Source organism: Ruegeria atlantica (genome assembly GCF_013032455.1).
GTDB classification, from domain to species: Bacteria; Pseudomonadota; Alphaproteobacteria; order Rhodobacterales; family Rhodobacteraceae; genus Ruegeria; species Ruegeria atlantica_B.
Genome location: NZ_WQCF01000002.1, coordinates 93,438 through 106,821, shown reverse-complemented (window position 1 = coordinate 106,821; position 13,384 = coordinate 93,438). Strand labels below are relative to the sequence as shown.

The window sequence follows — 13,384 nt, the reverse complement described above, 5'->3', positions numbered from 1 at the left end:
GCTGGCGCGGTCAACCACACTCATTTCGATGTGAGAATAGATAGTGGGAGCCAGGATTTATCCAGTGACGGTGGACCTGATTGAAGAGATTCCAGAACTTTCCGATGCGCTGTCAGGGCGTATCGAAACGGATGCGTTACTCAAAGAAGTTATCGAAGACCTGAAGAAAGTTTCCGAGCTGTTGGATGACGTATCAATCACAGCCTCAGAGCGCGCGGAATGGGCCCACATCAGATCTGAACTCGTGAACGAGCTTCGCCGGATGGTGAAGCGCAATCCTCGCAGCATTTCCAATTGAGGGCATAGCCATGACAAAAGAAGACAACGGCAAAGATCTTAAGAACGAACCGAACCAGCAATCTGACGAAATCGAAAACCCTTCCCGGCGCCACGTTATGCAAGGACTTGCAGCGGGCGCGGTCGCAACGGGTGCCGTTAGTTACGGCACAGGCGCAGCGCAAGCGCACCAGAGCGATGGACCACTGGGCGAAAGCCTAAAGAACCCTTACGGCGGCAGGCCCGCGGGCGGTATCACGCTACCGGAGTATTTCCGGCCCACAAAATACATGACAGGTTCGAATGCGAACTACTTCCCCCTGTCCGAGGACCTCGGGCCCGACGAAATGCGGATTTCATTCTGTGGTTCAACCCCATTTCCACCCCGTGAAGATCAGGCTGGCACCTGTATTATGGTCGAACTGGGTAACGGAAAGAGGTTTTTCTTCGACTTCGGATCGGGCTGCGTCCGCAATATCATCGGGATGCAGGTTCCGGGTCAGTTAATCAACGACATCTTCATCACGCACCTACATGTCGATCACTACGCCGACATCCCTTACATCTATCCATTCCGGGCTTGGTCAGGAGGGTACACTCCGCTGCGCATTCACGGCCCCTCTGGTCGGACCCCCGAGCTTGGCACAGCTGGAATGGTCAAAGGGATGCAACAGATGCTCAAATGGCATTTAGAGGCCTTTGATGTGTTCCCGATTGGGGACGGCTACGAGATCGAAGTCAATGAATTCGATTTCCGTCAGGAAGGCGGCATTGTTTATGATGAAGATGGCGTCACAGTGCGCTCCTGGCCACGCAGTCATGCCAAGGACGGTGCCGTCGGATATCGGCTGGATTGGAATGGACTGAGCTTTGTGTGGACCGGTGACGGTCGTCCCGATGAGCTGAGCCTTGAATACGGCAAAGGCGTCGACGTGTTTGTGACCGAAATGTCCGGACAGGATATCGGTCAGTTGATGACCTACAAATACGGTCTGCCGCAAGAGCTGTTCAACTACACAATCGATACGCACCATACATCGCACTATGCGGTAGGGAAGATGATGGCTGAGGCGCGCCCACGGCTTGCAATGGTGACCCACTATACGCAAGACGAAGATATCGATGCCGAAATGCTTGCAGGCATTCGAGCCCACTATGATGGGCTGTTCGCCTGGGGCTTAGACGTCGCCGTCGTCAACGTTACCAAGGATGCAATCTGGTATCGAAAGGCTACGCTTCCAGGCAAATCCGGCTCGGTCGCACCTTTCCGCGAATTGGGCAAGATGGAAGCAGAAGGCAAGATCACGTTGCCGGATGAAATCAAGCCGCCAGCACCACGGTCATCACGTGCCGAACAGCAAGACCAGAAATACCGGGACATGGAGATCGATCCGAAAGAATACTACCCAGCTGATGTATTCCGGGCTCCCGATCCAGAATGGCCCAGCGATTTCGTTATCAAGGTCGATGACGTCATCCCGAACCGAAAAAAGAAAGCGGAGTAACGACATGATCGAATTTGGTTCGACATCCGCAATCCCTGTCACGATCCTTACCGGTTTTCTCGGAGCCGGTAAGACAACACTTTTGAACCGCATCCTGACAGGCAATCACGGGTTGCGGGTTGCGGTTCTGGTGAATGACTTTGGATCAATAAACGTTGACGCCGACTTGGTAGTCGGTCTCGAAGATGATGTGATGAGTTTGGCAAATGGCTGCGTCTGCTGCTCGATCCGAGATGACCTGATCGAAACGGTAGAAGCCGTTCTCGCCCGGCCTGAGAAACCGGAATACATCGTCCTTGAAGCAAGCGGAGTGTCGGACCCGTCATCAATTGCAATGACATTCACCGATCAGAAGTTTCGGGACATGATCCGCTTGGACAGCCTAATGTGCCTGGTCGATGCGGAACAGCTATTTTCTGCGCCGGAACAAATGGAGCTGAAGCTCCGTCAAATCGCGTTCTCGGACATGGTTATTTTGAACAAGGTCGATCTCGTCGACAGGGCGGCTGTTCAAAGGGTGCACGATTGGCTCGGGTCTCGCTTCCGTCGATATCGCCTGGTCGAAGCTGTCAACGCAGACGTCCCACTGGATATACTTCTTTCAGTTGGTCGCTTTGCCGCCGAACAGCTCGAAACAGAAATACCCGATCATCACGAACATGGACCGGATTGTGGTTGCCACCACTCTGATCACTCGGACAGCTTTTCTACAACTATGATGAAAGCTGAACGCCCGATAAGCTTGTCTTCTCTTCGGAGTGCAATTCGAAAGCTTCCAGGCGACGTTTATCGCCTCAAGGGCTTTGTTTTTAGCGAGGAGGATCCGGATCATCGCATTCTTGTACAGGTAGTCGGAAAACGCATGGACATCGCAAGGGATGGCGCATGGGGTCACCGAAAGCCCGAAACAAGGCTTGTTGCAATAGGTGCACCAGGGGCCCTTTCGGAATACGAGCTTTCCGATGCATTGTTGGCGACCGCGTAGCGGCGAGTTCGACAAAATTTGTTTGCGTGTGTTTGTGAAACTCCAACACGTAACAGCTCGAAAGCCCGCAGCGCTGAGGACCAAATGTGGAAAAATACCCTATTGCTGAAGCAGTTTAGGAAATGGAGCCAAGCGATCAGATTGCTCGCACCTGCCACTGCGTTTGTCTTGTCGGGAACGGCTTTATGCGCGCAGGACGTTTCAAGTCGAGAACTTGAAGATACAACCCCAAACCTCGGATTGCCGAGTTCAGCTGGAAAACAAGATGCCGAGTTGCTTTCTGCTTTCCACGGGCTCGAGGCGTTGCCCCGAGTAGCAAATCTCATTTGCAGAGGTTCCAGGGGCAAACACGGGATGCCTGTCATTTTTTCTACCGAGGTAGATCTGGAAACTTTGCAGGCTGGTGACTTCAGAGTCGTAACAAAGTCAGGCCAGTTCGGAACAATGCACTGCGCGTCAGTGTTGCCTGCTACCGATCCCGGGGAATTACGCACGGTGCTTCTCATCGGAGACTTTGGGAATGCTTCCGAGGATCCACCGGTTGAAGTCGAGGTTATTGGGCACCTGCATTCCATCGAAGGGACGCTTGACTACCGAGGCGCCGCTGTAGCCGTAACTCCGTTGGAAGACGGGCCGTCATTGATCTTTGCCGAGGTTGTTGAAGATTGGACTTTGGTCGGAAACTTGGGGCCACGCCGAACCAGAGGAAGCCTTTGTCCAAGTGACAACATCGTACAGGCCATTCGGGTAACTTGGGCGGGTGGCGTTACGCTGGCTAACGGCAAGGAACCTGGCGATGCGGAACGTGATCTGTACAGTATTACTGTAGTGGCCGAAGATGGATCTCAACGCACTGTTACTCCTGCGGCGCTTGCCGATCTGGGTGACGGGGACAATAACCACATGCTCTGCCTTGATACTAAGGATCAACCTATCTCGGTTTCTTTCCCGGCTGGTATTCTGACGGATCCGAATGACGATCTGAACCCTGCAACCAGCATATTTCTCACAAAACCCACTTAAGAAACTGAACAATAATTTGTTCGAATGAACTCGTAACCGAAAAGGTTCGGACGGGCCGGTTACGGGCTGCGAATATCAGCCTTTGGCCATCGCAAGGACAGCTCAAACCGGACATACATTGCGCCCATGCGAGCACCCCAGCATACTCAGGATCGCCTTACCGAAGAAGGCTTGCGGGGATTGGGGGCAGGTATCACCAAGGGGGTAAACCCATCGGCATGAGAGCGCTCGCCTGCGTAGCTCAGATATCCCTACTGTTATCGAAGGCTTGATCAATCGCAACCTGCGTTTCCTTAGAGAACTCGAGCGGGCACGGATATTGCGACCCGGTCGTCGCCGAATCCCCGAATGCCTCGACCTGTAATTTATACTGATCAATGATCGGGAAACGCCTACGCGAGACATCTCGACCATCTTTGTGCAACTCGACACTGGCTTCGCCATAGATCCTTGGGTTGAAGGGCGCCGTTACACGGATCAATCCTCCTTCACCGTGGAAAGTCATTTCCTGAAACAGGTTGAGACGTGTGGTCACGTAGGCCGAATAGGTGAAGCCAGGGAAGCTCGCCTGGATGTCGGTGAAGGCGTCCACGTCATTTTCCCATCGGATGCGGGACGAGATATCCTGCGGTTCTTCACCCGTTACAAAGCGGGTCGATCCCAGCACATAAACGCCAATATCGCGCAGCGCTCCTCCGCCGGTTTCAGGGCGATGCCGGATGTTCTCGACATCTTCTCGACTGTCGAAGGCAAAGATGCCGCTGACATGTACCAGCCGCCCAATCTCTCCGGATTGGATCAACTCGCGTACATAATGCCATTGCGGATGGTGCACGATCATAAAGGCCTCGGCAGCAAGCAAACCAGTTTGGTCGCGGGCGTCTATCAGAGTATCAAACTCGCCCGCCTGCAACGTCATCGGTTTCTCACAGAGGACATGTTTTCCGGCCTCCAGAGCCTTCAAAGACCACTCGACATGTAGGTGATTTGGCAACGGGATATAGACTGCGTCGATGTCCGGATCAGCCAACAATGCGTCATAGCTGTCATGGATCTTCAGATCAGGACACAAGGCTTGAAATGGCGCGTCCTTGTGCTTGGAGCCTGTGGCCAAGGCCACCAGTTTGGCATTGTTTGCCGCGTGAATTGCTGGGCCCATATGATTCAGCGCAAAGTTCGCGGCACCGAGAATGCCCCAATTGACCGTGTTCGACATGTTATCCCCATTAGTAGTTTGCCTCATCACCTCATAAGTGACGGCATTGTTCGTTTGTGTGGATCCTATCGGATCAGGTTTTCCAGAAGTGATTTTAGTTCTGTAGCCATTTGGAAGCTGTTGCTCTGATGTTGCTTTCGGCAGAACAACTCCGGGCTCCACCAACCCACATATCCCGTCGACTTCACAGCGTCGCACCATTCGCGCAGATCAAGAGCACCACTGCCGGTGGGCAAATCTCGCAGGACCCTTTCATCCGGAATCCCCCCCAGGAATGGCAGTGAATCGCACACATGCACGCCATAGATACGATCTTTGTCAATCCGAGCCACAGTTTCGGGCGTGTCACCCGACACATAGCAGTGCCAGAAATCCACCACCATTTTCAGGTTGTCCCGATCCGCCCTGTCGAGCAGTTCACATTGGTCTGCGATCGTGTTGACCGGTGCCCAACCCAGCGCCTCCAGATAAAGCACAAGCCCCCGTCCGGCAGCCATATCCGCGAGAACCTTCAGGTTCTTGGCTGACAGCTTGATCTGCTCAGCGCGTGGATAGGAAAGCAATCCGGCATAGCCTTGGATTGGTAGGTGGCTCGCGTGATTGCGAACTGACTGGATATCCACCGGCCCCGTCAGGATCTGAACACCCTTGGCCCCAACAGCAGCCGCGAGATCGAATAACTCTTCTGCCTCTTTCAAAAGGCGCTCTGCATCGTCACCTTGACGCTCGATATCCAGAAGAAATCCAATGCCCGGGATCCAGATGTCTCCAATCTGAGACTTCAGTTCATCGCGACAGAACCCTGCCGCAAGAAAGGCGCGCATCTTGGCTACTGACAGCTCGATACCGTCAAACCCCAAAGACGATGCGATCTCCAGATCCATCATCATCGTCGCATGCTTCGAAACAAGCGAATGATAGACGATTTTCTGGCGCGTATGCTCGGCGTCACTCACGCCCACCCCTCCTGCTGGTCTTGTTGACCAAGCATTGCAGGGAGATGCGCACCTAACAATTTCGCAAACCCACTCCTACATGCGCAGTCTGACGCAATTTCAGCGTCATCCTGCGTCGAAAAATGCGTGTTGCGAAATTGCGTGCTCGTCGTCGCACCGGGAAGATCCTTGTGCGTGATGAAGGAGGCAGAAGCGTGGATACTGCAGATATAGTAATTGTTGGTGGCGGCTCCACCGGGTGCGTTCTGGCCTCTCGTTTGTCAGAGGATCCGGAGTGCAACGTAGTCTTGCTGGAAGAAGGCCCGCGTGACTGGAGCCCCTATATCCACATTCCGGGCGCCTACTATAAAACAGCGCAAGGTCGGTTGCTCAAACGTATCCCGTGGGTTGCGACACAAGAGCGTAACGACGCCCAGCCAACCATGGTACAACCCAGTGTGCTGGGCGGTGGAAGCTCGGTCAATGCGATGATCTATATTCGCGGCAATCCAGACGATTATGAACGGTGGGAAGCGGAGGGCGCGACCGGATGGGGGTATCAAGATGTGCTGCCCTATTTCAAAAAGGCCGAGGACAACAACCGGTTCTGTAATGACGCACATGGCATCGGCGGTCCGCTTGGCGTTTCAGACGTTGACCACATTCATCCCCTGACGCGAGCATGGCTGCAGGCATGTCAGCAATCTGGGATGCCGTATAACCCGGACTTCAATTCTGGCGATCCGGCAGGATGTGGGCTGTATCAGATCACCGCACGAAACAAACGTCGCAGCAGCGCGGCAACCGCGTATCTGAATCCGGCACGCAAGCGAAAGAACCTCTCGATCGTGACCCGCGCACAGGTCACGCGGATTATCGTAGAAAATGGGCGGGCCGTGGGCGTTGAGTACACCCTACGAGGCAAGTCCAAAAAAATCAGAGCATCGCAAGACGTGATCTCGTCGGCAGGGGCGATCAACTCGCCAAAGCTTCTGATGCTGTCGGGGATTGGGCCGGCTGATGAACTACGCAGGCATGGCATTGAGGTACAACAAGACCTTCCGGGCGTCGGGCAGAATCTTCAGGATCACATCGAGATCTCTCTCGTCTATCAACTCAACGGACCGCACAGTTACGACAAGTACAAGAAGCCCTTCTGGAAGCTGATGGCGGGGTTGGAGTACGCGCTTTTCAAAGGAGGGCCCGCGTCCTCGAACTTGATCGAGGGCGGAGGGTTCTGGTGGGCCGATAGGTCCGAAAGGATGCCGGACCTACAGTACTTCATGGTTGTCGGAGCGGGCGTCGAAGAAGGTGTCGAAACCGTGCCAGGCGGCAATGGTTGTACGATCAATTTGGGACAAATCCGCCCCCGATCGCGCGGGGATATACGGCTTGCAAGCTCGGATCCGAGTGATTTTCCGAAAGTGAGGCCCAACTACTTCTCGGACCCCTATGATCTGGAGATAATCGCGCAGGGGACAAAACACGCGATGGAGATCATGCAGCAATCAGCCATCAGCAAATATGTTGAACAACGCCACGAACCAGCTCCTGGTCGCATGAGCATGGATGAGATTAAGGCATTCTGCGCCGCGCACGCCCATGCCGCCCTGCATCCCTCCGGAACCTGTCGCACGGGGACCGATCCAATGTCAGTGGTAGATCCGAAGCTGCGCGTGCACGGAGTGGATGGTTTGCGTGTGGCAGATGCCTCGATCATGCCCAGCCTGATTTCGGGCAACCCAAATGCAGTGTGCATTATGATCGGAGAAAAGCTCTCAGCCATGATGCGGAGCGCCTGACGAGATCAGGAGGTTACGTGGCGACCGGGACACTTACCTCGGCCACGGACAAATTCCGCGCAACCTGATACACCAACTGAACAGACCTCAACAGGCGAGGTCGGTTCGAGCCGATCGCCACTAACGACCAGTGGCGTCCTGCCCCATCAAGCAGAGTGATGCGCCAGCAGGGATCTTGCGTGGTGGCAGTTTCGTCCAGATGCACGACAAGCCGCGCGCCTTCCGACAGCAGTATCCGCGCCTTCTTTACGTTGCAGACCGGCAGCTCATTAAGCCAGGCTTCACCTGCCTTTGCCTGCCGCATTGATGCCTCATCCCTCATGTCGGCTGGCCCCGGCGCGATTGAAAATAATCAGCACTAAGCCCGCGCCAATAATGAAAGCCGCACCCACCAGTGTTCGCGGGGTCGGGACATTCGAGAAGAGGAAATACCCGATCAAACTCGCCCATGCGATTTGCATGTAGTTCACGGGCTGCAACAACGACGCGCGCGCAAATGAAAGCGCCATGACGATGCTGTATTGACCCACGATGTTGAATACACAGAGCAAGACAATGGGCCAAAGATGGTCGGGGTTTATTGCTTTGAACTGATCAAAGAAAAACAGAACGGGCACGATCGTTCCAACGGTGCAAACATAGAAAAGCGACGTCTGGGGGCCATCGTTGGTAGCAGTTAGCCGCGTAAGCACGATGTAGCTGGCATAGCAAACAGCAGCCCCCAAAGCGAAAACCACTCCCGTTGTATCGAGCTGATTGCTGGGCGCCACCGCGACAAGCAAGCCGATAAACCCGAGAACCAAAGCGATGATCGTAGAGCGAGACACTCTTTCCTTAAGCAGAACGACCGCCAACACGACACCGATCAGCGGGAAGAGGTGGAATATGGTCATGGACTCGGCCAAGCCCAGATATCTGTAAGACAAGCCGATCAGAACGATCTCACCGATCAGGATTCCACCGCGAGTCACGTTTAGCCAAACCCGCGACGTCCGCGCCATCGCGCCCAGCCCGCTTGTGAAGTGGGACACCGTCGAGACAACGACCAGCAACACGCTGAAGCGAATGAAAACCAGTTGCCAGATGGAATAGTGCTGGATCAGCTTTTTAGTCATCGCATCATGGAAGGAGAAAGCAATGGTTGCAGCGATCATCAGAAAAATGCCGCGAACAGCATTTCGATCCGATGATTGATGCCGGCTGGCCCGGTGTTCCTCTGCATGGACCAATAGCTTCGCCATCACGCTTGCTTTGACTTCACAAGGTGATCACCGACGCGCAATGCTTGGGCAGCAATGGTCAAAGACGGATTCACGGCCGCCGAACTGGGAAGAAAGCTCGCGTCTACCACCCAGAGATTGTCGTGATCGTAGGCCTTACAGAACGGATCAAGGGGGGCGGTTTTCGGGTCTGAACCCATACGAACCGTGCCACATTGATGTGACGGGGATTTGCTGCCGAACGGTTTGGTCAGGATAAGCTGATAGCCCGCCTTCCGGAACACCTGACGCATGCGTTGCACCAGCAGCTTATGGCCCTTCACGTTTGATGGCCGCCAGTCGAGAACAATCTTGTCTCCCTCAGGATAGACTCTGCTGTCAGGAGATGGAAAATCCTCGCTCATCACGTACCAATCGACCGCCCTATCGCAGAACCACTGAAGCAGGCGTTTGGGCATCCAGACCGGGATATTCGCCGCAAGGACCGGCGCAGAGATCTTGCCCAGTTGCTGCACATTTCCAAGCGGCAGACCTGTTTCTTCGTCATTGAGATAGAAGTCGTTCAATCCGAATACTTTGGAATGAATGGTCTTCCACGCCTTGCGGAGGTCATACGTGATCATCGCCGTAGTGTTGTGGTTCATGAAGTAACGACCAACCGCACCGGAAGAATTTGCAAGCCCTCCTGAACGCGTTGGGTGTTCTGATCTTTGAAGCAGGATTGCGGAGTTGACCGCACCTGCGGCGAGCACAACGCGATCTGCCACCATAGACTTTGCCTCACCGTCTTGCACGTAATGCACAGCCTCAATTCGACGGCCTGTTGGGTCTGCTTCAAGACGCGTGACTTGGCATCCTGTGATCAGGCTGACATTCGGGTAGGCAAGCGTTTGGTCAAGGGGACCAGTTTCCGCATCGATCTTTCCAGTATGTGTGTCCGGCACACCATCCCAAGGGCACTTTGAACGGCTTAACCATTTCTCGACATCGACAGACAGGGGCAAGGGCGACGGGTGCAGGCCCAGTGCCTCCAATCTTGCGGCCGCATCCCGGAGTTGCGGCTCATACGGAACTGCAGGGCGAGGTAGCGGGGCCGAGCTGGGAGGATCGGTCGGATCGACACCATGCGTCCCTCGCACCTGAAACAGTTGCTCTGCCTTAACGTACCATGGCTCCAGCTCGTCATAGCCGAAGGGCCATGCCACTGTTTCTCCTTCCGGCAATGCGCGGGCAGTGAAGTCGCTTTCGCGATATCGATACATCACGCAACCAAAGAACTTCGAATTGCCCCCGACATTGTAGAAGTTGCCCGGAGAGAAGGACTGACCTTGTGCGTCAAACCACCTTTCATCCGAACGGAAGAATCCCTTCTTGAAGATCGCCGTCAGATCGCGCGCCTCTGGGCAATCTTTCAGGTGCTCACCTCGTTCAAGGATCACAATGTTCGCCCCAGAGGGCGCAAGGGCATAGGCAAGGGTCGCCCCACCTATGCCGGAACCGACAATGATATAGTCGAACGAGCTCATCTTGGATTCTCCAGCAAGCCAGGCTTAGCAGTCCAGCCTTGCACCGCTCTCGGGATCAAACACGCAAGCGGCGCCAACCTCAAAATGTAGTTCTACCTGATCGCCTGTATCAGCTCTTGACCCAGGCTTGAGTTTACAGATCGCCTCGAGCCCGCTCAGATCAATCGCGCCAAACGTATCCGCACCAGTTGGTTCAGTCAGGTCAAGCGTGCAGGTCGTCGTGTAATAGGCGTCCTCCGCGGCATCACGCGGGTACTCTTCGACAATCTGCTCAGGCCGCATGCCCAACGTCACGACCCTGTTGTCATAGCTGTCGGGCAAATTGCGGGGATACGGCAGAGTGATGGATTCCAACCCATGGCTGATCGTCAGCCCCCACCCCTCAGCACTTTTGCGCGCCCGTGCCTTCATAAGGTTCATGGGAGGGGATCCCATGAAGCCCGCGACAAACGCATTTGCCGGATTGTTATAGATCTCGTCTGGGGTGCCCTGCTGCTGGATGTCGCCGCCTTCCAAGACACAGATACGCGTCGCCATGGTCATGGCTTCGATCTGGTCGTGGGTCACGTAAACGATTGTCTTGCCGGTCTTCTTGTGCAGCTTTTTGATTTCGGTCCTCATCTCGACCCGCAGCTTGGCGTCGAGGTTGGATAACGGTTCGTCAAAGAGGAACAGTTTCGGATCACGAACCAGCGCTCGACCCATCGCAACCCGCTGGCGCTGACCGCCGGAAAGTTGGCTTGGCTTGCGGTCCAGAAGGTGGCCGATCTGCAGAAGATCAGCGACTTTGGCAACGGCAGCGTCCCGCTCGGCTTTGGGAACACGACGAATTTCCAAGCCGAAGCTGATGTTTCCCGCGACGGTCATCGTCGGGTAAAGCGCGTAGGACTGGAACACCATCGCGATGTCACGCTCGGACGGTTCAAGATCGTTGACCACATTACCTGCGATCGAAATCTCACCTTCTGAGATTTCCTCGAGCCCCGCGATCATGTTCAGCAGGGTGGATTTACCGCAGCCTGAGGGGCCGACAAGGACAAGGAACTCGCCCTCGTCAATGTCGATATTGATATCTTGAAGGACGCGGACACTTCCATAAAGCTTGCCCGCCTTTTTGATAGAAAGACCAGTCATGATTTATCCTTTCACGGAGCCGCCCATAAGTCCGCGAACAAAGTAGCGGCCGGCGAAGATGTAGATGAGAAGTGTCGGAACAGCGGCGATGAATGCCCCTGCGAAGTGAACGTTGTATTCCTTCACCCCGGTCGACGAGTTTACGAGGTTGTTCAGCGCAACGGTCATCGGGAAGCTGTCATAGTCAGCGAAAGACACACCGAACAGGAAGTCATTCCAGATGTTGGTGAACTGCCAGATGACGGTCACGATAATGATCGGCGTCGACGCTGGCAGCATGATCCAGAAGAAGATCCGGAAAAGACCCGCGCCATCCACTTTTGCGGCCTTCATCAGATCCGACGGAAAGGCGACATAGTAGTTGCGGAAGAACAGCGTGGTGAAGCCGATGCCATAAAGCGTATGGACGACAACCAGCCCCGGAATGGTTCCAGCAAGCCCGAAGAAGCCAAGCATGCGCGCCATCGGGATCAAGATGATCTGGTGCGGGATGAACACAGCGCCAAGCATCATCAGGAAGATGATCTTGTGCCCGCGAAAGACCCATTGGGTCAGCACATAGCCATTCACAGCGCCCAGCAGGGTGGACACGGTCACCGCAGGCACAACCATCAGGATCGAGTTCCAGAAGTAGGGCCGAAGACCCGTCGGCTCGACGCCGATCTGTGCTGTCGACCATGCTTTGAACCAAGGTTCAAAGGTCCATGTTTGCGGCAGGAACATCATTCCGCCTGATTGGATCTCTTCCAGCGGTTTGACCGAGTTCACCAGCATGACGTACATCGGCATGAGGAACAGGAAGGCGAACAGAAGCAGGCTTGTATACAGGACAATCTTGGGAAGCGCTGCCGAGAAGGTTTTCTTTTTCCGGGTCATTTCTGTTTCCCCTGACTTTTGAGCTCCCACCAGAAATACGGGATCACGAAGACTGCAATCAGGGCGAGCATCATGATCGCGCTTGCCGCACCGATCCCCATCTGGTTTCGGGTGAACGTGTATTGGTACATGAAGACAGACGGCAGCCAGGTCGCACGGCCAGGACCGCCGTTAGTCATGACGACAATCAGGTCGTAGGTCCGGATCGCGTTGAACACGAGGATGACCATCACGCTGACAAAGGTGTAACCAAGCTGCGGGATGATGATGCGCCAATATACCTGAAACGTGTTTGCACCATCTACTCGAGCCGCCTTCAACATCTCGCTATCGATGCCGCGCAGACCTGCAAGGAACAGGGCCATAGCGAAACCAACGGTCTGCCAAACGGCGGCGATCACGATGGTATAGAGCGCGAACTCGCGATCTTTGATCCACGAGAACTGGAAGCTTTCCCAGCCGAACTGGTGCATAACGCTTTCCAGCCCAATGCCCGGATCCAGAAACCACTTCCACGCCGTTCCTGTAACAATGAAACTCAGCGCCATCGGATACAAATAGATCGAGCGGAACGCCGATTCTGCGCGGATTTTCTGGTCGATCAGGATCGCCAGAAGCAGGCCAAGCGCGCAGCAGATGACGATGTAAAGAAGCGAATAGATGATCAGGTTCGAAACCGCGATGTCCCAAGCTTTCAGCTTGAACAGGTTCTCGTAGTTGCGCAGCCCGACGAAGTTGTAGCTGGGCAGGATTTTGCTGTCCGTGAACGAGATTGCCGCTGTGAAGGCAATGAAGCCATATACGCCAGCAAGGACCAAAAGGGTTCCAGGGGTTATTACGATCTGCGGTAAATAGCGTTTCAACATTTCGCAGCCTTCCCGTTGGT

General features: G+C 54.7%; 13 protein-coding genes. 5 read left to right on the top strand and 8 right to left on the bottom strand.

From position 1 onward, the window contains the following. The first annotated feature begins 64 nt into the window (after positions 1–64). The 4 genes from GOW93_RS04575 (at position 65) to GOW93_RS04560 (ending at position 3,789) form a co-directional block, all read left to right on the top strand. Complete coding sequence (locus GOW93_RS04575; protein ID WP_170381943.1) at positions 65–298, top strand: hypothetical protein; 234 nt, start codon at positions 65–67, stop codon at positions 296–298. Between the two features lie 10 nt (positions 299–308). Further along, positions 309–1,781 carry a guanitoxin biosynthesis MBL fold metallo-hydrolase GntH gene (gene gntH, locus GOW93_RS04570; RefSeq protein ID WP_170381942.1) on the top strand — a complete coding sequence of 491 codons (1,473 nt, stop codon included), beginning with the start codon at positions 309–311 and terminating at the stop codon, positions 1,779–1,781. A gap of 4 nt (positions 1,782–1,785) precedes the next feature. After that, positions 1,786–2,766 carry a CobW family GTP-binding protein gene (locus GOW93_RS04565; protein ID WP_170381941.1) on the top strand — a complete coding sequence of 327 codons (981 nt, stop codon included), beginning with the start codon at positions 1,786–1,788 and terminating at the stop codon, positions 2,764–2,766. Positions 2,767–3,120: 354 nt separating this feature from the next. Continuing rightward, on the top strand, positions 3,121–3,789 hold the full coding sequence (locus GOW93_RS04560; protein WP_170381940.1) for a hypothetical protein: 669 nt from the start codon (positions 3,121–3,123) through the stop codon (positions 3,787–3,789). A 241-nt stretch (positions 3,790–4,030) separates the two neighbouring features. Here the strand turns inward: GOW93_RS04560 and GOW93_RS04555 are convergent, their stop codons facing one another. Continuing rightward, positions 4,031–5,005: a Gfo/Idh/MocA family protein gene (locus tag GOW93_RS04555; RefSeq protein WP_170381939.1), complete on the bottom strand. Its 975-nt coding sequence runs from the start codon at positions 5,003–5,005 to the stop codon at positions 4,031–4,033. A 65-nt stretch (positions 5,006–5,070) separates the two neighbouring features. After that, a complete protein-coding gene (locus GOW93_RS04550) occupies positions 5,071–5,961 on the bottom strand; it encodes a sugar phosphate isomerase/epimerase family protein (protein ID WP_368039638.1) in 891 nt (296 codons plus the stop codon). Positions 5,962–6,155: 194 nt separating this feature from the next. On the opposite strand from GOW93_RS04550, the gene GOW93_RS04545 reads away from it, so the two are divergent. After that, positions 6,156–7,742 carry a GMC family oxidoreductase gene (locus GOW93_RS04545; RefSeq protein WP_368039636.1) on the top strand — a complete coding sequence of 529 codons (1,587 nt, stop codon included), beginning with the start codon at positions 6,156–6,158 and terminating at the stop codon, positions 7,740–7,742. A gap of 13 nt (positions 7,743–7,755) precedes the next feature. On the opposite strand, the gene GOW93_RS04540 is transcribed toward GOW93_RS04545, so the two are convergent. Genes GOW93_RS04540 through GOW93_RS04515 form a run of 6 tightly spaced genes read right to left on the bottom strand, consistent with a single transcriptional unit; the run spans position 7,756 to position 13,364 of the window. Beyond that, positions 7,756–8,046: a hypothetical protein gene (locus tag GOW93_RS04540; RefSeq protein ID WP_170381937.1), complete on the bottom strand. Its 291-nt coding sequence runs from the start codon at positions 8,044–8,046 to the stop codon at positions 7,756–7,758. A gap of 7 nt (positions 8,047–8,053) precedes the next feature. After that, positions 8,054–8,983, bottom strand: coding sequence for a DMT family transporter (locus GOW93_RS04535; protein ID WP_170381936.1), 930 nt, complete (start codon positions 8,981–8,983; stop codon positions 8,054–8,056). Then, the gene (locus GOW93_RS04530; RefSeq protein ID WP_170381935.1) at positions 8,983–10,488 is read right to left on the bottom strand and encodes a GMC oxidoreductase; all 1,506 of its coding nucleotides are present in this window, start codon (positions 10,486–10,488) and stop codon (positions 8,983–8,985) included. The genes GOW93_RS04535 and GOW93_RS04530 overlap by 1 nt, the downstream gene beginning before the upstream one ends. 24 nt (positions 10,489–10,512) lie before the next feature. After that, complete coding sequence (locus tag GOW93_RS04525) at positions 10,513–11,622, bottom strand: ABC transporter ATP-binding protein (protein ID WP_170381934.1); 1,110 nt, start codon at positions 11,620–11,622, stop codon at positions 10,513–10,515. A 3-nt stretch (positions 11,623–11,625) separates the two neighbouring features. Next, positions 11,626–12,498 (bottom strand): carbohydrate ABC transporter permease, encoded by an 873-nt coding sequence (locus tag GOW93_RS04520; RefSeq protein ID WP_170381933.1) that lies wholly within the window; start codon positions 12,496–12,498, stop codon positions 11,626–11,628. Continuing rightward, positions 12,495–13,364 carry a carbohydrate ABC transporter permease gene (locus tag GOW93_RS04515; RefSeq protein WP_170381932.1) on the bottom strand — a complete coding sequence of 290 codons (870 nt, stop codon included), beginning with the start codon at positions 13,362–13,364 and terminating at the stop codon, positions 12,495–12,497. The genes GOW93_RS04520 and GOW93_RS04515 overlap by 4 nt, the downstream gene beginning before the upstream one ends. Positions 13,365–13,384: the final 20 nt, after the last annotated feature.

Excerpts from the sequence above, each read along its gene's own strand:
- GOW93_RS04515 (WP_170381932.1), bottom strand. The coding sequence starts at position 13,364 with ATGTTGAAACGCTATTTACCGCAGATCGTAATAACCCCTGGAACCCTT.
- GOW93_RS04560 (WP_170381940.1), top strand. The coding sequence starts at position 3,121 with ATGCCTGTCATTTTTTCTACCGAGGTAGATCTGGAAACTTTGCAGGCT.
- GOW93_RS04555 (WP_170381939.1), bottom strand. The coding sequence starts at position 5,005 with ATGTCGAACACGGTCAATTGGGGCATTCTCGGTGCCGCGAACTTTGCG.
- GOW93_RS04530 (WP_170381935.1), bottom strand. The coding sequence starts at position 10,488 with ATGAGCTCGTTCGACTATATCATTGTCGGTTCCGGCATAGGTGGGGCG.
- GOW93_RS04525 (WP_170381934.1), bottom strand. The coding sequence starts at position 11,622 with ATGACTGGTCTTTCTATCAAAAAGGCGGGCAAGCTTTATGGAAGTGTC.
- GOW93_RS04540 (WP_170381937.1), bottom strand. The coding sequence starts at position 8,046 with ATGCGGCAGGCAAAGGCAGGTGAAGCCTGGCTTAATGAGCTGCCGGTC.
- GOW93_RS04565 (WP_170381941.1), top strand. The coding sequence starts at position 1,786 with ATGATCGAATTTGGTTCGACATCCGCAATCCCTGTCACGATCCTTACC.
- GOW93_RS04520 (WP_170381933.1), bottom strand. The coding sequence starts at position 12,498 with ATGACCCGGAAAAAGAAAACCTTCTCGGCAGCGCTTCCCAAGATTGTC.
- gntH (WP_170381942.1), top strand. The coding sequence starts at position 309 with ATGACAAAAGAAGACAACGGCAAAGATCTTAAGAACGAACCGAACCAG.
- GOW93_RS04535 (WP_170381936.1), bottom strand. The coding sequence starts at position 8,983 with ATGGCGAAGCTATTGGTCCATGCAGAGGAACACCGGGCCAGCCGGCAT.